At 50.5% G+C, this 19,714-nt stretch carries 19 protein-coding genes; 17 read left to right on the top strand and 2 right to left on the bottom strand.

Annotation, left to right across the window (positions count from 1 at the left end; translation table 11 throughout):
* Positions 1–23: 23 nt before the first annotated feature.
* The 10 genes from IEY46_RS35155 to IEY46_RS35110 all read left to right on the top strand — a co-directional run bounded on the left by IEY46_RS35155 (position 24) and on the right by IEY46_RS35110 (position 8,571).
* Entirely contained in the window at positions 24–176 is a 153-nt protein-coding gene (locus IEY46_RS35155; RefSeq protein WP_189000758.1) for a hypothetical protein, read from the top strand.
* Between the two features lie 245 nt (positions 177–421).
* On the top strand, positions 422–847 hold the full coding sequence (locus tag IEY46_RS35150) for a hypothetical protein (RefSeq protein WP_189000755.1): 426 nt from the start codon (positions 422–424) through the stop codon (positions 845–847).
* A gap of 56 nt (positions 848–903) precedes the next feature.
* Entirely contained in the window at positions 904–1,389 is a 486-nt protein-coding gene (locus tag IEY46_RS35145; RefSeq protein WP_189000752.1) for a hypothetical protein, read from the top strand.
* A 129-nt stretch (positions 1,390–1,518) separates the two neighbouring features.
* Positions 1,519–2,742, top strand: coding sequence for a M24 family metallopeptidase (locus IEY46_RS35140; RefSeq protein ID WP_189000749.1), 1,224 nt, complete (start codon positions 1,519–1,521; stop codon positions 2,740–2,742).
* A 381-nt stretch (positions 2,743–3,123) separates the two neighbouring features.
* A complete protein-coding gene (locus IEY46_RS35135) occupies positions 3,124–4,032 on the top strand; it encodes a sugar phosphate isomerase/epimerase family protein (RefSeq protein ID WP_189000844.1) in 909 nt (302 codons plus the stop codon).
* Positions 4,029–5,195 carry a Gfo/Idh/MocA family protein gene (locus IEY46_RS35130; RefSeq protein WP_189000746.1) on the top strand — a complete coding sequence of 389 codons (1,167 nt, stop codon included), beginning with the start codon at positions 4,029–4,031 and terminating at the stop codon, positions 5,193–5,195. Before IEY46_RS35135 ends, IEY46_RS35130 begins: the two co-directional genes overlap by 4 nt.
* A gap of 83 nt (positions 5,196–5,278) precedes the next feature.
* Complete coding sequence (locus IEY46_RS35125) at positions 5,279–6,049, top strand: sugar phosphate isomerase/epimerase family protein (RefSeq protein WP_189000743.1); 771 nt, start codon at positions 5,279–5,281, stop codon at positions 6,047–6,049.
* A 12-nt stretch (positions 6,050–6,061) separates the two neighbouring features.
* Complete coding sequence (locus IEY46_RS35120) at positions 6,062–7,150, top strand: Gfo/Idh/MocA family protein (RefSeq protein ID WP_189000739.1); 1,089 nt, start codon at positions 6,062–6,064, stop codon at positions 7,148–7,150.
* A 95-nt stretch (positions 7,151–7,245) separates the two neighbouring features.
* Positions 7,246–8,088, top strand: coding sequence for an AraC family transcriptional regulator (locus tag IEY46_RS35115; RefSeq protein WP_229750756.1), 843 nt, complete (start codon positions 7,246–7,248; stop codon positions 8,086–8,088).
* A 102-nt stretch (positions 8,089–8,190) separates the two neighbouring features.
* The gene (locus IEY46_RS35110; protein ID WP_189000736.1) at positions 8,191–8,571 is read left to right on the top strand and encodes an ATPase; all 381 of its coding nucleotides are present in this window, start codon (positions 8,191–8,193) and stop codon (positions 8,569–8,571) included.
* A gap of 101 nt (positions 8,572–8,672) precedes the next feature.
* Here the strand turns inward: IEY46_RS35110 and IEY46_RS35105 are convergent, their stop codons facing one another.
* Positions 8,673–9,458, bottom strand: coding sequence for a hypothetical protein (locus IEY46_RS35105; protein WP_189000733.1), 786 nt, complete (start codon positions 9,456–9,458; stop codon positions 8,673–8,675).
* Positions 9,459–9,703: 245 nt separating this feature from the next.
* Between IEY46_RS35105 and gatC the strand changes: the two genes are divergently transcribed.
* The 6 genes from gatC to IEY46_RS35075 all read left to right on the top strand — a co-directional run bounded on the left by gatC (position 9,704) and on the right by IEY46_RS35075 (position 17,776).
* On the top strand, positions 9,704–9,991 hold the full coding sequence (gene gatC / locus IEY46_RS35100) for an Asp-tRNA(Asn)/Glu-tRNA(Gln) amidotransferase subunit GatC (protein WP_189000730.1): 288 nt from the start codon (positions 9,704–9,706) through the stop codon (positions 9,989–9,991).
* Positions 9,992–10,056: 65 nt separating this feature from the next.
* The gene (gene gatA, locus IEY46_RS35095; RefSeq protein ID WP_189000727.1) at positions 10,057–11,514 is read left to right on the top strand and encodes an Asp-tRNA(Asn)/Glu-tRNA(Gln) amidotransferase subunit GatA; all 1,458 of its coding nucleotides are present in this window, start codon (positions 10,057–10,059) and stop codon (positions 11,512–11,514) included.
* 39 nt (positions 11,515–11,553) lie between these two features.
* Positions 11,554–12,996, top strand: a complete 1,443-nt coding sequence (gene gatB / locus IEY46_RS35090) for an Asp-tRNA(Asn)/Glu-tRNA(Gln) amidotransferase subunit GatB (RefSeq protein ID WP_189000724.1) — start codon at positions 11,554–11,556, stop codon at positions 12,994–12,996.
* 342 nt (positions 12,997–13,338) lie between these two features.
* Complete coding sequence (locus tag IEY46_RS35085) at positions 13,339–15,348, top strand: DUF4097 family beta strand repeat-containing protein (protein ID WP_189000721.1); 2,010 nt, start codon at positions 13,339–13,341, stop codon at positions 15,346–15,348.
* Positions 15,349–15,426: 78 nt separating this feature from the next.
* Positions 15,427–15,858, top strand: coding sequence for a Fur family transcriptional regulator (locus tag IEY46_RS35080; protein WP_189000718.1), 432 nt, complete (start codon positions 15,427–15,429; stop codon positions 15,856–15,858).
* A gap of 190 nt (positions 15,859–16,048) precedes the next feature.
* Positions 16,049–17,776 (top strand): glycosyl hydrolase family 18 protein, encoded by a 1,728-nt coding sequence (locus IEY46_RS35075; RefSeq protein WP_189000715.1) that lies wholly within the window; start codon positions 16,049–16,051, stop codon positions 17,774–17,776.
* A gap of 76 nt (positions 17,777–17,852) precedes the next feature.
* Here the strand turns inward: IEY46_RS35075 and IEY46_RS35070 are convergent, their stop codons facing one another.
* Positions 17,853–18,224 carry a YgzB family protein gene (locus tag IEY46_RS35070; RefSeq protein WP_189000713.1) on the bottom strand — a complete coding sequence of 124 codons (372 nt, stop codon included), beginning with the start codon at positions 18,222–18,224 and terminating at the stop codon, positions 17,853–17,855.
* A 137-nt stretch (positions 18,225–18,361) separates the two neighbouring features.
* On the opposite strand from IEY46_RS35070, the gene IEY46_RS35065 reads away from it, so the two are divergent.
* Complete coding sequence (locus tag IEY46_RS35065; protein WP_189000710.1) at positions 18,362–19,240, top strand: nucleotidyltransferase-like protein; 879 nt, start codon at positions 18,362–18,364, stop codon at positions 19,238–19,240.
* Positions 19,241–19,714: the final 474 nt, after the last annotated feature.

Raw genomic sequence — 19,714 nt, 5'->3', positions numbered from 1 at the left:
CAGTCTGACAAGGAGGTGAGAGGATGCGTAATATTCTTATGACGGTTATGATGCTGGTTGTCGTGGTCCTGCTGTTCAATGCCATCATTGCGAAAGATACAACTGGAACCCAGGCGCAAATAAAAACGCAGGGTGATGCAGCAAACACAAAAATTGGAGCAATTAATCCACAATAAGCGGCGAACGCCATCTATAGCCGATTATTGGTCTTGTGCAGGGCGCATGACGAATAAACAGTTCAGCGCTCATGATGTCCGAATTGTAAGGAGGTGGCTGATATACGGGCAATATTGATGTCGTTGCTGCTCATTGTTGTCGTGATTATCCTGTATACAAACATTACAGAAGGCGAGCAGGGGACGAAGTCCCAGTTGTACCGAAACGGCAGCCATATGAGTGATTCGATTCGGAGGTTGAGTCCGTGAAAAGCTTGCTTGTGTTTATTCTTTTTGCCGCGATGCTCTGCTGGTTCATGTTTTCTCCAATCTACAAGCATGTTCTGATTGTCCGGCAGGCTGTTTTGCAGCAGGAAGTCGATTATATGCTTGAGATCGGTTCCAACGGCGACCATGGCTATATCGACAATGCGATGATGCAGCAATCACGTCAGCGTCTGGCCGCGTATGGTTTGCAGACGGCTGACATCACTTTCGAAGTGGGCTCCACGAACGGCAGTGATGCAGCGAATTCCGCGAATCCCTTGCCCCGCGGGGTTGGTCTATCGCTTGCGATCAGCTATCCGGTTGAAGGCTTGTTTGAAATTGACAGGCTGATCGGGCTTGCGCCGTCCCAGACTTCGACGAAGCTAAGGGCGGTCGGAATGAAGATGAGTGAATACGTCCCGTAACGAAGCAGGTCCTTTGCCGCTTCATGCCTATACGAAGGAAGGAGCGGTGAAGTGATATGTACAAAATGGTGCTGATCATGCTTATGATGGCCGTTTGGATGGCGATGCACGCACTGCAGACGGATGAGGAAATTGCGATGACCGCCTTATACCAGGGGAAACATGCCGTCAATCGGGCAGCCCATGCCGCCGCACAGCAGGTCGACCGCGTTGCCCTGGCGGATGGCAGATTGCATATTGATGAAGCGGCAGCCTACAGAAACGCGGGGCGTTATTTGCAGACCAATCTGCAATTAAATGGAGATGGCGAGCCTTTGCCTGAAAGCATGCTGCGTGACCGGGTCGAGGTGCTTGTTTTTGAGGTTATTAATGATGATCATGTTTTTCCTTATACATACCGCAATTCATATTACGGCTACACGGTGACGTTGAAGCGCCCGGGTGTCGTGCTTATTGTTAGAATGATCTACCCGCGCATATTCAATATTATAGAACCTATTGAATGGACGATTAAAGGGACGGCCGAGCTTGTTGCACGCTGAGGCCTGAAGCACGCTTACATCTCTAGTCGATCTTTACCTGCCTATGGGGCTGACCATCTGAAACTTGGCGTTTGCCGGTATTTCTTCTTATAATGAAGGAAGACCATAATAAGCGGGGAGTGGCATCAGATGACAGCGGAAGCTATATTAAGGCCCGTGGAATTTCATGAACGGATCATAAAGCTGCAGCAGCGGATGCAAGGACAGGATATCGCGGGTTTTCTAGTGACACAGCATGTGGATTTATATTATTTGACCGGTTCCATGCAGGCTGGTATGGCATTTATTCCTGCTGCCGGTGCAGCGGTATTTTATGTCAAAAGAAGTATCGAGCGGGCACGGAAGGAGTCCGTGATTCCTGTTGAGCCCATGCCTTCTATGCGTGTATTTGGTACAGCTCTGCGTGAGCGTTATTCCTCTATATTTGGTACGGCCGCTCCTGTGAAGATCGCTACGGAAATGGACGTGCTGCCTGCGCAAACTTTTGCCAGGCTGGCGGCTCAACTGGAAGCGGCAGCCGGACATGTCTCGCTGGTGGACGGTTCTTCGCTGATCCGGCAGATCCGCATGATCAAATCGGCTTGGGAGATCAGCCGGATTGAAGCGGCTGCGGATGCGGTTGCAGAGTCGCTTCATGCTACAGTAGGCATGCTGCGGGAAGGGATGAGCGAGCTTGAGCTGATAGCCCGGATCGAATATGAAATTCGCATCAGGGGACATATGGGCATGATGAGGACAAGGAGCTACAATATGGAGGTCATGACCGGGATGCTGGGCTCCGGAGAAGCGGCTGCTGAACCGAGCGCATTCGATGGGCCGGCCGGCGGACGCGGTCTGGGACCCGCCGCACCGCAAAGCGTCAGCCGCCGGGCCATCGAACGCAATGAGCCGATTTTAATTGATGTCGGCTGCTGCATCGACGGTTATATTATCGATCAGACACGCACGGCTGTCATCGGTTCATTACCGGATGACATGGCTGCTGCGTATTTTCATTCGGAATCCCTGATCCGGGAAGCCGAAGAAATGCTGCAGCCTGGCACAAGCTGTGAAGTCCTCTATGACCGCGCGTTGAAACAGGCGGCGGATTTCGGATTGTCGGCTCATTTTATGGGCTATGGCGCTGATCAGGTGCGCTTCCTCGGACATGGGATTGGACTGGAAGTGGATGAATGGCCGGTTCTGGCCCGCGGATTTACCGCTCCGCTTGAAACAGGCATGGTGCTTGCTGTAGAGCCGAAATTCACCTTTCCCGGACGCGGCGTGGTGGGCATCGAGAATAGTTATTTAATCACGGACAAGGGCCCGCGCCAGCTTACCAAATCGCCTGAGGGCTTGATTGTTCTGACATAAAACAGGGAAGAAGAATGAAGTCTTGAAGGCCATCGGCCTTTAAGACTTTTTTTGGATGTCCGTTAGGATGCGGATCGCTGCGCGGGAGTTAACTGAGGTATCTGACTTTCTATAATCATTTGACTCTGGTTAATGTAGTTTGGGACGGAACCGTCGGGCCGCTTTTGATGTGCTACAATGGGGTTGATCTTGCAGGCTGCAATAAAATGAAAACCTTTACTTGTTCTGCTGTCCGGCTGTTCCGCTTATTTACCCCTCCAGGAGCGGATGATCTTCATGACTTGCGCCAACGGTTGGAGAGGGGACGTAAGCGACGTTTGTATCGGAAGTATGTCCCATAATCACAGTCAATGAATACAGAAGGGTTGTAGATAGCTGGTGATCAAGTTATCGGTATTTACGGTTGCCACTGCAGATGTGACGCCTGAGGAACTTTGCAGGGAAGCGGCAGCTGCTGGGATTGAAGGGATCGAATGGCGCTGCAAGGAAATTTCAGCAGAAACACGTCTTGAGGCGCCATCGTTCTGGGGCAATAATCACTCCACCCTCTCTCCGCTTGCTTCGGAAGAGGAGATCGGCCGTTTCAAGCAAGCCGTGGACAATTATGGACGCAAGACGCTTGCCCTCGCCCCCTATATTCAGTGCGGCGATCTGGAAACCACCGAGCGGATCTTCAAGCTCGCGAACCGGATGGATGCGTCAATGGTTCGGGTGGGCGTTCCCGCTTATAACCGGACACGCAGCTATAACGAGCTGTATGATCAAGCCGTCGTCTATTTGCAGGAAGTTGAAGTGTTAGCGAAGGAGCATAACCTGAAGGCTCTTGTAGAAACACATCATTATACGATCGCGCCGAGCGCATCGCTGGCGCACAGGCTTGTAAGCGGTTTTAACCCCGATCATATCGGAGTGATTTATGATCCGGGAAATATGGTTCACGAAGGATACGAGAATTTTCGGTTGGGGCTTGAGCTGCTTGGTCCTTACCTTGCCCATGTGCATGTGAAGAATGCGGGCTGGCTGCCTGCCGGCGGAGATCATCCGAATTCGGCGGCAGCTGCCGTGCAGGGGACAGTAGAAGGAGACTCACTCCAGCCAATAGACTGGACCTGCAGCTGGAGGCCTATTGCCAGCGGGGTTATCCCCTGGAAGCAGGTGCTTACGGATCTGAAGGCTGTTAAATACGATGGCTGGTTAGGGCTTGAGGATTTCAGCGGTACTTACAATACCGTGACCATGCTTGCCAAATATGCGCAGCAAATGAATCAATGGATGGAGGAAATAGAATGAGCAATGTTCGTTACGGAATTATTGGAATCGGGAACATGGGATCCGCACATGCCAAATCACTGCAGGCTGGTGAGATTAAAGGGGCTGTGGTGACTGCCGTATGCGACGGATTCGAGTCCAAACGCGAGTGGGCCAAGGAGCATTTGCAGGGTGTAGCTGTATTCGAGGATTCTATGGCCATGATTGATTCCGGCCTCGTGGATGCTGTCATTGTGGCTACCCCTCATTATGATCATCCTTCGGAAGCGATCAGAGCTTTCGGTAAGGGCATGCATGTGCTGATTGAGAAGCCTGCCGGCGTCTATGTCAAGCAAGTACGCGAAATGAATGAAGCTGCTGCACTAAGCGGCAAAAAATTTGGCATTGTCTACAATCAGCGGATGAATCCACTTTATCAGAAGCTGCGCGAATTGGTCCGCTCCGGCGAGCTGGGCGAAATACGCAGGACGAACTGGATCATCACGAATTGGTATCGTCCACAGGCCTATTACGATTCCGGAACCTGGCGCGCTACCTGGGGCGGTGAAGGCGGCGGTGTGCTTATTAATCAATGTCCCCATCAGCTGGACCTGTGGCAGTGGACGATCGGCATGATGCCCTCGCGGATTCGCGCATTTTGCCAGATGGGCAAGCACCGCAATATCGAGGTCGAAAATGACGTGACGGCATATGCCGAATATGCCAATGGCGCAACAGGCGTCTTTATTACGGCAACGTCGGAGGCCCCGGGCACCAATCGGCTGGAAGTATCAGGCGACCGCGGAAAAATCGTCATCGAAGACGGACAGATGACCTTCTGGCGGCTGCGCGAATCGGAAACCGAGTTTAACAAGCGCAATACCAGTGCCTTCGGAAAGCCGGAGTGCTGGAAATTCGAGGTGCCTGATCAAGGATCTAGCCCGGAGCATACCGGCATTATCCAAAACTTCACGGATGCCGTGCTGCGCGGAGCAGAGCTGGTTGCCCCTGGAGAAGAAGGCATTGACGGGCTGACGATCTCCAATGCGATGCATCTGTCCACCTGGCTGGACGGCTGGGTCGATCTTCCTTTTGATGAGAATCTGCATGAAGCCGAGCTGAACAAGCGTATCGCAGAATCGACTTTTCAAAAAACGGCACCAGCGGGAAATAGCCAGGCCGCCGACCTTAGCGGCACATTCTAACTTGCTAATCATGCAAGGACTCATTTACCTGTATTTGCGTTTTACCCGCCAAACAAAAATAAGGCTGAGGAGTGTTTCCGGATATGAAAAAAAGCCAGATAGCCGCTCAATTATATACGCTTCGCGACTTTACGAAAACCGCCGAAGAGCTGGACGCTTCACTGAAAAAGGTCAAAGCGATCGGTTACCAGGCCGTGCAGGTATCCGGTATCGGCCCAATCGACCCGGATGTGGTCCTGGAGATTTGCCAGCGTCATGGTCTGGCGATTTGTGCGACTCATGTATCGTTTGACCGGCTGAGGAATGATCTGGATGCTGTTATCAAGGAGCATCAGGCGTGGAACTGCCGTTATGTGGGACTTGGAGGAATGCCCCAGGAGTTCAGGGCAGGTTTGCCGGGTTACAAGGAAATGGCCCGGATTCTGACTGAAATCGGAACGAAGCTCTCCGCTGCCGGACTGGGTATGATCTATCATAATCACAAGTTTGAATTTGAGAAATTTGAAGGCAAGGCCGGACTGGAATGGCTGCTGGATGAATCGCAAGCGGCATATGTCGGTTTTGAGCTTGACACGTATTGGGTTCAAGCCGGGGGCGCTGACCCTGTGGCATGGATCCGCAAGGTCGGGCAGCGGATGAAGGTTATTCATTTGAAAGATATGGCGATCGTCAAGGACACCCAGGTATTTGCCGAGATCGGCGAAGGGAATATGGACTGGCAGTCAATCATTCAGGCCTGCAGGGATACCGGCGTTGAATGGTATGTCGTGGAACAGGATTCCTGTCCGGGAGATCCTTTTGAAAGTTTGGCTATCAGCTACCGGGCCCTCAGCGGCCTGGCCAACGAAGAATAGGAGTGAACCGCAATGATTTCCGCTAATCGCAGCGATGGAATGAATTACGCCCCGGTATCGGGCTCGAAGCCTGAACCGGTCTGCAAGCCGGGAGAGTTTGTGTTTGCCGCCATGGCACTGGATCATGGGCATATTTACGGCCAGACCAACGGTCTGCTTGAAGCAGGTGCTACGCTGAAGTGGGTCTATGATCCGGACCCGGCCAAAGTGGAGCAGTTCCTAAAGACTTATCCGCAGGCGCAAGCCGCTCCTTCGCCGGAAACGATATTGGAGGATCCGCAAGTAAGACTGGTTGCGGCGGCAGCTATTCCGTGCGATCGTGCGTCGCTCGGGATGCGGGTGATGGATCATGGCAAAGACTATTTTACAGATAAAACGCCGTTTACCACCCTGGAGCAGCTGGCGGCGGCCAGAGCCAAAGCAGCGGAAACCGGGCGCAAGTATATGGTCTATTACAGCGAGCGGCTGCATGTTGAAAGCGCCGTATACGCCGGCAAGCTTATCAAGGAGGGCGCGATTGGCCGCGTCCTGCAGGTAATGGGAACCGGCCCGCACAGGCTGAACAAGGCAAGCCGGCCGGATTGGTTTTTCCGCAAGCAGCAATATGGCGGAATCCTTTGTGATATCGGCAGTCATCAGATTGAGCAGTTTCTCTTTTTCGCGGGCTGCAAGAATGCGCAGGTCGTCCACAGCAAGGTCGCCAATTATGGCAACTCCGATGTTCCGGAGCTGGAGGACTTCGGCGATGCTACCCTGATTGGTGATAATGGAGCCACCAATTATTTCCGCGTGGACTGGTTTACGCCGGACGGTCTGGGCACATGGGGAGATGGAAGAACGATTATCCTTGGAACAAACGGCTTCATTGAGCTTCGCAAATATACGGACATCGCTCGCGATAAGCAGGGCGATCATGTTTATCTGGTCAACGGGGAAGGCGAACAACATTTTGCCGTGGCAGGGCAGGTTGGATTTCCGTTCTTCGGCGAGCTTATTCTTGATTGCATAAACCGGACGGAAACGGCCATGACCCAGGAGCATGCGTTCAAAGCGGCCGAGCTTTGCATCACCGCGCAAAATATGGCTGTGCGCGTAGAGTAGCAGGCATGATACAATCCTTCTATAAGATGCTTCTAGACCGGCGTCCTAAATGAAGGGGGGATTTTGCGCTGACACTTTCCTTAACGCCCTGGCTTTTGCCGATTGATTTTGGCTATCGGGTAGACCTGTCGATTCCGGATGTGCAGTTTCATTCCCATAGCTATTATGAAATTTATTATTTTCTGGAAGGCGAATGCCATTACCTGATCGGCGATAAAATCATGAAGCTTGCGCCAGGGGATTTGATCCTGATGCATGGAATGACGCTGCATCGGCCAAATCCTGTGCAAGGCAAACCGTATATTCGTTCCATACTCCATTTTGATCCGGCGTATGTGAACAAGCTGCTGCAGCCTGAGCTCGCCTCGGTGCTGCTAAAGCCGTTTGAGGAGCTTGGCAATATTCGGCTCTCTCTCACAGAGCAGCAGCAGAAGGAAGTGGAGCGCTTATACGCCGATATGCATAATCTGTATGAAATCAAAGGCGATCAGCGTGACCTCACAGCCTATGACCGGTTCGTCATGCGTTTTCTGGAGCTGCTTCATATGATTCGCGGCTGGTGCAGCCAACCGGTCAGGGACTATGGACACCGGTCGCACAAAGAGCATCATGTACAGAGTGTCATTTCGTATTTGGAAAATTGCTACATGAACGATTTGACGCTTGATGATATTGCGGGCGCCCTGCACCTGACCAAACCCTATCTGTCCAATTTGTTCAAGGAAGTAACGGGGACGACCGTATTCCGGTATTTGTATAACCGTCGCATTAATCAGGCCAAAATTCTGTTTCGGCTTGAGCCTGACCGTTCGGTCTCGGAGGTCTGCCATGCTGTGGGCTTCACCCATTTGGCGCATTTCAGCCGATTGTTCAAGACAGCAGTTGGAAGCAGTCCGGAGACATACCGCAAAACAATCGCGCTGAACAGGCAATCATAAATTTCCATCCCATTCCCTGGGTATGGTCTCTATTGGACTTCTCTTGTATTTTTTAGTAGGATAGAAAGTAATTGAAGGCTACTAGAGATTGAGGTGGAGCAGATGCACAAGCTAGGGGTAAAAATTGTCATTGTTTCAGACTTGTTTGAACAAAACCTCCCTGTCGGGGAGTATGGATATATAATTGCCTATGACCGGAATGTGGATAATGCGTTTGATTATATTATCCGGGTGCCCAAGGCAAACCGTAATTTTTTTGTGCCAGCAGCCGACATTGAGCTGGAAGAGGTGCTCTATCAACTGGAGGCTGAACGTGTTGAACGTGAATCGCTGATTGATTTTGCACTGGCCACCCATAATGAAAGCTTGTTTCGCCGGCTCATGAATGGCGAGGAAGCCGAGGTGGAAGAAGAAGCGGGCGCCAGTGAGACGCAGAGCCCCGATGATTTTATCCGTCAGGTCAACTTGAAGGCTTGGATTTAAGGAACAGAAAGAGCCTCCGCTGAAGGAGGCTCTTTCTGCAGCTTTTCGGAATTTATAGCTGTTGCAGATGTATTGTGTCTGAGATGGTAACGGTTAAAGGATTAGCCTGTTGTACTTGCATTATTATCTTCGGCTGTATCGTCATCTTGCCGTGAGCCTCTTTCACCTCTGCCGAATCCTGTGCCGTTAACGATATCCTCCGCCCTTGCGGCTGCACTGGCAATTTGTTTGTCAGCCTGCTCCTGCGTGAGATTGCCGGCTGCGAGCTCTTTATTGACTTGCGCAATAATCGCAGTTTTTTGCGCATCTATCAAGGTTTGCGCATCCACTTTTTTCTCAGCAGCCAAATCCGCGATCGATTTACCGCCTTTTACAGATTCCCGAAGCTCGTCTGCCGTTACGCCAAGCGCGGTTGCGATGGCGCTGAGATCCTGTTTCCCTCCGAATTTGCCCCCATGATGTCCGCGGCCGCCTATTTGATCCGAAAGCTTGCCGTCAATCACCTTGTCCAGGTTTTCGGTGAATTTCTGCTTCTGTTCATCCTGCTTTTTCGTGAACGAATCCGTAAGCGCCGTCTTCAGCGCTTCGCGTGTTACCCCCTGCTCTTCCGCCACTTCAATTAACGTCTTGCCTTCCTTTATTTTCGTTTGCAGCGTAGTCTCATCCAGCTTCAGCAGATCAAGTACGGTCTGATCAAGCGCGCCGCCCTTGAATCCATGTCCGGGACCTCTGCCGAAATCATCGCCTGCTGGCCTAGATTGAGATATTGCTTCTGAGCTATTAACAGTTGATGTGGTTCCCGAGGTAGAGGTTGCGGCATAGGCGCTGAGCGGAATCATTACCGCAAGGGCCGCCGTTATTCCAACTGCTTTCATCACTTTTTTCATGTTGTTTCCTCCTGACAGATTTTTTTGGAGTGTAACCCTGTCCGCGAACCGGCTACAAAATCAAGTATGGGTAAACAACCTTAATTGGAAATGAAAACAATGTAAAAGCAACCTTAGCGCAAAATGAAGCTTTTCTTCATATTGGATCCTGGAGAGGCATTCGTAAATTCATTGAGTTTGGGATGTACCATAAGCTATAATAGAAAGAATGTGAGCAGTAGGATGATATGAAGGAGGGACACCCCGTGAGCATAACCTTAAAAGACGTCGAGCATGTCGCCAATCTGGCCCGGCTGGAGTTGTCCGCGCAAGAGAAGACACAGCTCACCGAGCAGATGAATGCGATATTGAAATATGCGGATAAGCTGACGGAGCTAAATACGGATGATGTTGAGCCGACTACGCATGTGCTTCCTGTACGGAATGTGATGAGAGAAGATATAGTGAAACCATCCGTAAGTGTGGAAACGGCAATGAGAAATGCGCCCGAAGAGGAAGACGGCCAATTCAAGGTTCCGGCTGTGCTTGAATAAAATGACCTAAGCGCCGCATACAAGGCAGCAACAGATGCGGCGAATGAAGAAGGGAGGAAAGACTGTTGGCACTTTTTGATCAACGTCTACAGGAAATACATAATCAATTAACCGGTAAAGAGCTTTCTGTCCGTGAATTGGTGGATGCGTCCTTCCAGCGGATCGGACAGACGGATGCTTCCATACAGGCCTTTCTGACGCTAAACGAAGAAGAGGCGCAGAAGGCTGCAAATGAGCTGGACAAGCAGCTTCAAGAAGGCGGAGAGCGCGGTCTGCTGTTCGGACTGCCTGCAGGGATTAAAGACAATATTGTCACCGAAGGGCTGCGCACGACCTGCGCCAGTCAATTCCTAAGCAATTACGATCCTATTTACGACGCGACCGTTGTGAAGAAGCTCAAAGCCGCGCAATCGGTTACCATCGGCAAATTGAACATGGATGAATTCGCCATGGGAGGCTCAAACGAGAATTCGAGCTTTTATCCGACGCGCAATCCGTGGAGCTTGGACCATGTCCCGGGCGGATCAAGCGGAGGCTCTGCGGCATCGGTGGCGGCGGGGCAGGTTTATTTCTCACTGGGCTCCGACACTGGCGGCTCTATCCGACAGCCGGCCGCGTACTGCGGAATAGTCGGTCTCAAGCCGACGTACGGGCTGGTGTCGCGTTTTGGCCTGGTGGCTTTCGCTTCTTCGCTGGATCAGATCGGACCGCTGACGAAAAACGTGGAGGACTCGGCATATGTGCTGCAGGCAATTGCCGGCTACGATGCTTCCGATTCCACTTCGGCCAAAGTGGAAGTGCCTGATTATATCGGGCAGCTGAGCGGTGATGTTAAAGGCCTGCGTATCGGGGTTCCCAAGGAATACCTGGGCGCAGGCATCGATCCGCAGGTGAGGGAAGCGGTACTCGCAGCCCTTAAGCAGTTTGAGGATCTCGGGGCAACCTGGGAGGAAGTTTCCCTTCCGCATACAGAGTACGCGGTGGCTACCTATTACCTGTTGGCTTCCTCGGAAGCTTCATCCAACCTGGCCCGTTTTGACGGCGTCCGGTATGGCGTGCGCGCCGACAATCCGGACAATTTGCTGGAGTTATACCGCAAATCGCGCAGTCAGGGCTTCGGTCCGGAAGTGAAGCGTCGTATTATGCTGGGAACCTACGCGCTCAGCTCGGGTTATTACGATGCCTATTATTTGAAGGCGCAGAAGGTACGCACGCTGATCAAGCAGGATTTTGACAACGTGTTCGAAAGCTATGATTTGATTATCGGACCAACGGCTCCGACCCCGGCCTTCCGCATCGGAGAGCAAGTCGGCGATCCGCTGACGATGTATTTGAACGATATATGTACGATCCCGGTCAGTCTGGCAGGCATTCCGGCTATCAGCGTGCCATGCGGCTTCTCAGGCGGGCTGCCGATCGGATTGCAGATTATAGGCAAAGCGTTCGATGAAAGCACGGTGCTCCGTGCAGCGCATGCCTACGAGCAGCATACGGATCATCACAAGCAGCGTCCGCCGCTATAGAGCAGCGCAAGTAACAGGAGAAGCAGGAGGGGCTAAGGAATGTACGAACCAAACAAGTATGAAACGGTAGTTGGGCTAGAAGTGCATGTAGAGCTGCATACGAAGAGTAAAATCTTCTGCGGCTGCTCCACGTCATTCGGCGCCCCGCCGAACACCCATACCTGTCCGATTTGTCTCGGACATCCCGGTGTACTGCCGGTGCTCAACCACCAGGCATTGGAGTACGCGATGAAAGCGGCGATGGCGCTTAACTGCCAGATTGCCGACATCAGCAAGTTTGACCGTAAAAACTATTTCTATCCGGATTCGCCCAAAGCTTATCAGATTTCCCAATTTGACAAGCCGGTCGGTGAGCATGGATGGATTGATATTGAAGTGAACGGCACAACCAAACGTATCGGCATTACCCGTCTTCATTTAGAAGAGGACGCCGGTAAACTGACTCATGTGGATGGCGGTTTTGCTTCGCTTGTCGACTTTAATCGGGTCGGGACACCACTTGTGGAGATCGTATCCGAGCCGGATATCCGCACGCCCGAGGAAGCCAAAGCTTATTTGGAAAAACTGAAGGCCATCATGCTTTATTGCGATGTGTCCGATGTGAAAATGGAGGAAGGCTCGCTGCGCTGCGATGCGAACATCAGTATCCGTCCATACGATCAGAAGGAATTCGGCACCCGTGCGGAGCTCAAGAATATGAACTCGTTCCGCGGCGTTCAACGCGGCCTCGAATACGAGCAAATGCGTCAAGCGGATGTGCTGGATAATGGCGGGATTGTTGTTCAGGAGACGCGCCGCTGGGATGAGGCCCAGGGAAAAACGTTTACCATGCGCAGCAAAGAAGAAGCGCATGATTACAGGTATTTTCCGGACCCGGACCTGGTCCAGATTCACATCGATGATGAATGGAAAGAACGTGTGCGCGCTTCGATTCCGGAGCTTCCGGATGCGCGCAAGGCCCGCTACACAGCGGATTACGGTCTTCCCTCCTATGATGCCGAGGTGATTACCTCCTCCAAGAAGCTGGCAGATTTCTTTGAGGAAAGTTTGTCCTACACAAAGGATGCCAAAGCGGTCGCCAACTGGATTATGGGAGATCTGCTGGGCTATCTGAATGCCAACGGCCTGGAGCTTGCGGGTGTGAAGATCACCGGCCAGGGACTGGGGGAAATGATCGGCCTGATGGAGAAAGGGACGATCAGCAGCAAAATCGCCAAAACCGTCTTCAAGTCCATGCTGGAGAGCGGCAAACGCCCGCAGCAAATCGTGGAAGAGCAAGGGCTTGTTCAAATTAGCGACGAAGGTGCCATTGCCGAAGTGGTAGGCCGGATCGTCGACGCGAATCCGCAATCTGTCGAGGATTTCAAGGCAGGCAAAGATAAAGCGATCGGTTTCCTCGTCGGTCAGGTGATGAAAGAAACCAAAGGCAAAGCCAATCCGGCACTGGTCAACAAGCTGCTGCAGGAGCGGTTAAATCAATAATTCCATAAGGTAAGCAAAGGCAGGTCCTAAGGTTCAAGCAGAACCCCGGGGCCTGTCTTTTTTGATCCAATACAGCAAAAATATGCAGCCCGCTTCCCTCTGTACGTTTGATTATTCCCCTGTGTTCATGTGGAAATATGCTGTTTTTGTTTTCCATGGAATCATTGTTATCCGACATCCCGAATGGAATATGCTACAATATAGGTTATTAAACAAACGGAAAACAGGTTATTAAATAGACAAATGATAGTAACGGGGAAAAGAACACAACTAACTCCTGGAATAAACGCAAGCGGAAGGTATGAGACAGTGTAGAAAAATCACAGAAAGGAGCGGGGCCAGATGCAAACAGAGAAGAATCCTTATCGCAAATTGGCGCCGCTATTCGCCTTTCTGATTCCGGGAGCGGGTCATTTAGCGCTGGGTCTGCATTTGAGGGGACTGCTGCTTTTGACGGGCACATTGACGGATATAGTGGCCATGATACGTTTTGCCGATGAAAGTGGCGGCAAATTTGCGCTGCTGCTGGTCTATCTGGGAATGGCGCTCCCGATTTTCTGGTTCTTCAGTGTATTCGATACCCTCCAGCAATCCGTCAAGCTTCAAAGCATCGAGGAAGGACAGCTGGAGACACAGCAGCAGGCAGGGGCGTTGGCATGGTTCCAGGGAGTTGCCATTATTACGATGGGACTTCTTCTGCTCGCTCTGGTACGTGCTCCATCCATGCTTATCCCGTGGGTGGACGCAGTCGGCACATTCGCTCCTGGCATCGGCCTGTTTGTACTTGCTGCCGTGTTGGCATTCAAAAGAAATGAGCGGTTGAAAATGGGGCGGTTTACCGCAGCTATTGTGATAATCGCTGTAGGAGCCATGCTCTTGTCTGACCAGTTTCTCGGGAGAAAAGATATTGAGCTTCTGGGGCAATGGTGGCCGGTTGTTTTTGTGTTATTGGGTATGGAAGTTGTTCTCTTCAGTCTGATCCAGCGAGCAGGCGGCAAGCGGCTATCCTTTGATATCGGTGGCACCTTTCTGGCTCTTGTCATCGCGGTTACAGCATTCGGCATCACGCATTATTCCGCAATGCCATTCAGCTGGCTGGACAATTTCAAAGTTAATATTTCTGGCTTAAACGGTTATGGTGAAGAAAAAGGCTTTAAATACGAGAAAGAAATCCTCACGATGCCCATTGATGAAGATACATCCGCAATCTCCATTCAAAACCCGAACGGCAAGGTTTCACTCAAGAAAGGCAATGTTAGGGAATTGATCGTGGAAACAGTAGTTTGGGTCGACTTGGAAGACAAGCAGCTCGCCGAACAAGTGGCACAGAACTCAAAGATTGAGATCAGCGGAGAAAGCAAGCTGAAAATAGAAGCAAAGGGCCAGGCCTTTGGCAATAATGGAACGTTGGCGCCAAGGATGAATATGACGATCACGATTCCAGAGGAATCCCATATCGGGCAGTTGCCCATCCAGACTGTGGAACCATCCTCTGAAGAAATAACTGAAACCTCAGGGCTGGATGACTCGTCTAAGATAGAGAATATGATGAAACCATCGGATAACGATCCCAGCGGCTCGGAAATCGGCGAAGGTGATGATACCGCAGCCTCTGAAACCGGAGTCGGCCAGGAGGCTGTGGATGAGACGCCGCTTTCCTCTGGTGATCAGCAGTCGGACGGCAACTCTGATGGAGAACAGAACGCGGATACAGACGATAGCGAAAAAAAAGAGGCAGCCAAGACAGAAGTCAATATTCAGGTTGGCAATGGTTCCGTAGATGTAACCGGCCTGGTGCTTCCGGGAGGACTGCAGGTCAAGCTGACGATCGGGGAAATTGTAATTGACGATATGACCGGCCCGGTCAAGGCGGAGACGAGAAATGGCGGGATCAACGTTACGGACAGCTACGGCTTCCTTCAGCTGCAAACGTACAACGGTCCAGTCAAAGCAGAGCGGATTCATGGTGACGTAGAGAGTACGACGCTTAGCGGCAACATCGATCTCAGCCACATAACCGGGTATGTTGATGCTGGAACCAAGAATGGCGGGATCAGCATTCGTGAAGCGGAAGCTGCTGTCAAAGCAGATACACTCAATGGGGATATTGTGATTCACAGCGCAATCGTTGGGGGGAATTGGAATATCGATAGTTCCATTGGTATTATTAATGTTTTTATTCCTGCAGATGGCAATTATTCCGTAAACGGATCGGTTACGTTCGGGAATGTCTCGACTGATCTTCCGCTGGATGCCAAGGAAAAAACGGTCACCGGCGATATTGGCGATGCGACGTATCGAATTAATATTGATGCAAACAGCAGCATACAAATAAATCACTACACGCCATAAATTGATCCTCCGTTCATTGACAAAATGAAAAGCAAGCACGTACAATGGTTCTAACGAAGCAGAAAGGACGTGAAGGGCATGGGCACGACCGTAGAGCAAGCACTTGAGCAGTTAAAAAGCACCGGCGTACGTATGACTCCCCAGCGTCATGCGATCTTGAGTTTTCTGATGGCTTCCATTACACATCCTACAGCAGATGAGATTTACAAATCACTCTCACCCGCTTATCCAAGTATGAGTGTAGCGACAATATACAATAATTTACGATTGTTTGTTGATGCCGGGCTCGTAAGGGAGCTGACTTACGGTGACGACTCAAGCCGGTTTGACGCCGATTTATCCGAGCATTATCACGCTATTTGCCGCAGCTGCGGTAAAATCGTGGATTTCGACTATCCACCTTTAACACAGGTGGAGACCGTTGCTTCTCAAGAAACTGGATTTCGGGTGGAAGGCCATCGCATGGAAATCTACGGGCAATGTTCCGAATGCAGCAAGCCTGCAAACTAATGAAGCTGATTACGATTTCACTACGCGCGGCCATGACAGCCGTTCAATTATTAATTGTTAGATAAACGTGCAGGGGTAGAGTGAAATCGCCTCACTGCACGTTTTTGTTTACAGAAGGTCATTTTAGATGAAGGCAACAATGATATTTCAGGAGAAAGGTTTTTAAAATCCCGGCAGGAGGGCATCAAACGTGGAAACGGTTCAAATCCGGCCTCGAAAGCGGCGTGAAGGCGGCCCGCTGAAATGGCTTGTGCTGTTTAGTGGAATACTGGCAATGGGAATTGGCATGTGGTATGGATGGCAGCGGTTTGTACCGAATGGGGAAGAAATCAAGCCGGATTACGGTTCGCCGAATCCGATCCTATACAAAGGAAAAGCCATGGGAACGGGTGCTGTTGCTGAAGGAGAGTCCATCAAATTGCCTCTGCCGTTCATACAGGACAAGCTGGGTCTGAAAGAAGCAGTCCATTATGAAGAAAAAACAGGGTCCATCGTACTGACCAATACGGATAAAGTCATGCGGCTTCAAACCAATATTTTAACGGCGACGGTTAACAGCCAGCCTTACGAACTGAGAGTCGCGGCAGAAGTGAAAGACAAACAGGTATTTATCCCGTCCGTTCCGCTTCAGGAGTTGTACGGGGTCTATGCGGAGATAAATAAGGAAACAGGGATTGTTACGGTAATACGCGCAGGTGATGCCGTTCAGCGTGCGATAGCCCCTGAAGATGCGGAGATCCGCAGCGAGCCAACGATACGCGCCCCCATTGTGCATAAACTTCAGGCACAGGATATCGTTCGGATCTGGGATGAGGAGAAAGGCTGGTACCGGGTACAAAGCACGGATGGAACCGCCGGTTTTGTTGCCAAGAAGGATGTAACCTTAACCGATGTGGAGAGGATTGAACAGGTAAAAGCTGAGGATCCCTTCGTGGCCTGGAAAGTTGTCGGCAGCAAAATCAATCTCACATGGGAGGCAGTTTATCAGAAAGCGCCTAACCCCGCAAAAATACCGGATATGCCAGGCGTGAATGTCGTGAGTCCCTCCTGGTTTGAGTTGTTAAACGGGGATGGTCAAATCAGAAGCAAGGCTGACCCGGCATACGTGAATTGGGCACATAAGAAAAATATGCAGGTCTGGGCAATGTTCAGCAATGGATTTGAACCGGAACGGACGACCAAAGCTCTGGCCAGCACCGATACCCGGTTTAAAATGGTCCAGCAGCTAGTGGCCTATGTTCAATTGTACAAGCTGCAGGGCATCAATATCGATTTTGAAAACGTGGTAACGGCCGACAAGGCCAACCTTGTTCAGTTTGTCCGGGAATTGACGCCGATGCTGCATGAAGCGGGAGCGGTTGTTTCCATCGATGTCACACCCAAATCCAACAGCGAGTTATGGTCGCTATTCCTGGACCGGGCTGCTCTAGGGAAGGTCGTAGATTATATGATGGTGATGGCCTATGACGAGCATTGGGCCTCAAGTCCCAAATCGGGATCTGTAGCTTCTCTGAAATGGGTAGAGCAGTCGGTAACCCGTATTCTTGAGGAGGACCAGGTACCGCCGGGCAAAGTGGTGCTGGGAATGCCTTTGTACGCGCGAGTGTGGACGGAAGCAAAGGATGAAAAGGGGGTTGTGAAAGTAACTTCCAAGGCGCTCGGGATGGAATCCGTAAAAAAAATTATTGCCGAGCGCAAGCTTACTCCTGTACTGGATGGAGAAGCGGGGCAGCATTATGTGGAGTATAAGGAAGATGAAGCTTTGAAACGAATATGGATCGAAGATTCCTTTTCCATTCAAGCCCGTGTCGCACTTGCCAAAAAATATAAATTGGCCGGTGTGGCGACATGGCAAAGAGCTTTTCAGTCTGAAGATATTTGGAATGTTATTCATGAGTCTTTAACCAAAATGCCCTAATTCCTTATATGCCAAGGAGGCACCCGAGCACAAACGCCCCGCTTGCAGCTGCTGCAAGCGGGGCGTTTGTGTTTTTTTACGGTTGGGGCTGCTCGGAAGTCTCATCAATCTCGCTTGGCATATGTGTTGCTTTATCGGGATCAAGAGTGATCATGGTTTTACAGAACATGCAGCGGTCGGTTTTTCCGAGCATTTTGGTCTGTCTGCCGCATTCGGGGCAAGTAAGGATGACAGCGCTTGTGGACAGCATGCCGGCCCAGAAGTAGATGGCCACGCTGCCCAGCATAGTGATCATACCGATGACCATGAAAATACCAGCGAATATTTTACCGGCTTGTCCCCAGAAAACAATGCCGGCCGTACCCAAAATCATAAGGCCCATTCCTGCAAGTGTCAGTACTAATCCCCACAACCGAAACTCGTTGATTTTACTTGATTTTGCAAACATATTTCAAATCCCTTCTCGCACTTCGGTACGATTTCTCTTAAACAGGCAGGAAACCGGACAGGTATTGTCGAACAAGAAATAAACGTGCGAAATCATTATAGCTCAAATAGTAGATTGAAGCTATATGGGGGATAGTTGTGAAGCCTATTAAATATCATTTTAAAACCTGGTTTGAGCAGGATAAGGATTTGATCGGCCTGATGGCAATTGAGAATCCGTTTGCTTATAACCCGCTGATCGATGGACTTGACCTTCTACTGCTTGTGGTAAGGGAAGAAGCCACGTTGTCGGAAGAAACGTCACATGTTCAATTTGAAGGAGAACGCGTTCAGATTCGTGCCGTCAGTCCGGCAATTCTGGAGCATTGGCTAGGCGGCGGAGAGAATCGCAGTATTATACAATGGCTCGTTCGGGGGGATATCCTGTTGGATCGAGACAATTATTTGCTTCAAATTCGCGAAAATCTTCTAGATTTCCCGTCATCCATGCGGGAACAGAAGCAGCTTGTCGAATTTGCCGAGTTCATTCGTACCTATCTTCAGGCCAAACAGGATCTTAAAGATAATAACATGCTTGATGCATACGGACATGTCCTGACTGCGCTTCACCACTGGGCTCATATTTCACTCATTGAAGAAGGGATTCATCCCGAGCTGACAGTATGGAAACAGATGCGGCGGTTTAATCCGGGTATCTATAAACTATACGAAGAATTGACCGTCAGCCCGGAGACACTCGAGCAGCGAGTCAAGCTCGTTCTGCTTGCTTGCGAATTTTCGGTAATGAATAAAATGAAATCCTGCTGTGAGCTGTTGTTTGCCATATTATTGAGCCGCAAGGAGCCATGGAGTGTCATGGAACTAAAGCTTCATCCCCATCTTAAGGATTTACATATCGATATATCATTGCTGCTTCAAAAATTAGTGAAGCGCGGATATATCCGTGAGGTCGCTGTATTGCCTCCTTCCGGAGATATGAATGCGCTAGAACTTCGGTACTGCTGCGAAACGGTCTGATTGAATGCGTTAGAGCAAGAGTAACACGCGGAACGTCCTGTTGGAGGGCGTTCTTTTCTTTATTTCAGTATTGATAACGGATGATTTTATAGCTGAAATTTCAACTTTTGAGAAACCTATTGACTTCTTAAATGCATCTATGATAAATTACTCATTACCGCCTCCGGGACAACCCTTTGGTTGAACGGAACGGAGAAACAACAATTTAAAAAAAGTACTTGCAATCAGCTAGGCGGATGTGATATATTAATCAAGTCGCCGCTGAAACGTAGCACGGCAGCTTACGAAGCAGGCAAAGCCTTATGGAGCCTGCAAGAAGAAGCATTTGTTCTTTGAAAACTGAACAATGAGCGACCTGTCAAACAGGTTTTAAAGAATGAGCTGTTTTTAGCTTATCTGTAAGGTATGAGATCCTCGGATCTCTTTTATGGAGAGTTTGATCCTGGCTCAGGACGAACGCTGGCGGCGTGCCTA

The sequence above is a fragment of the Paenibacillus nasutitermitis genome (genome assembly GCF_014641075.1).
GTDB lineage: Bacteria > Bacillota > Bacilli > Paenibacillales > Paenibacillaceae > Paenibacillus_Z > Paenibacillus_Z nasutitermitis.
The sequence above is the reverse complement of the archived record's forward strand: the minus strand, read 5'-3'. Positions and strand labels throughout refer to the sequence as shown.

Bases quoted from the DNA above. Each gene is read 5' to 3' on its own strand.
- IEY46_RS35155 (WP_189000758.1), top strand. From the start codon at position 24: ATGCGTAATATTCTTATGACGGTTATGATGCTGGTTGTCGTGGTCCTG.
- IEY46_RS35145 (WP_189000752.1), top strand. From the start codon at position 904: ATGTACAAAATGGTGCTGATCATGCTTATGATGGCCGTTTGGATGGCG.
- IEY46_RS35140 (WP_189000749.1), top strand. From the start codon at position 1,519: ATGACAGCGGAAGCTATATTAAGGCCCGTGGAATTTCATGAACGGATC.
- IEY46_RS35130 (WP_189000746.1), top strand. From the start codon at position 4,029: ATGAGCAATGTTCGTTACGGAATTATTGGAATCGGGAACATGGGATCC.
- IEY46_RS35125 (WP_189000743.1), top strand. From the start codon at position 5,279: ATGAAAAAAAGCCAGATAGCCGCTCAATTATATACGCTTCGCGACTTT.
- IEY46_RS35120 (WP_189000739.1), top strand. From the start codon at position 6,062: ATGATTTCCGCTAATCGCAGCGATGGAATGAATTACGCCCCGGTATCG.
- IEY46_RS35110 (WP_189000736.1), top strand. From the start codon at position 8,191: ATGCACAAGCTAGGGGTAAAAATTGTCATTGTTTCAGACTTGTTTGAA.
- IEY46_RS35105 (WP_189000733.1), bottom strand. From the start codon at position 9,458: ATGAAAAAAGTGATGAAAGCAGTTGGAATAACGGCGGCCCTTGCGGTA.
- gatB (WP_189000724.1), top strand. From the start codon at position 11,554: ATGTACGAACCAAACAAGTATGAAACGGTAGTTGGGCTAGAAGTGCAT.
- IEY46_RS35085 (WP_189000721.1), top strand. From the start codon at position 13,339: ATGCAAACAGAGAAGAATCCTTATCGCAAATTGGCGCCGCTATTCGCC.
- IEY46_RS35080 (WP_189000718.1), top strand. From the start codon at position 15,427: ATGGGCACGACCGTAGAGCAAGCACTTGAGCAGTTAAAAAGCACCGGC.
- IEY46_RS35070 (WP_189000713.1), bottom strand. From the start codon at position 18,224: ATGTTTGCAAAATCAAGTAAAATCAACGAGTTTCGGTTGTGGGGATTA.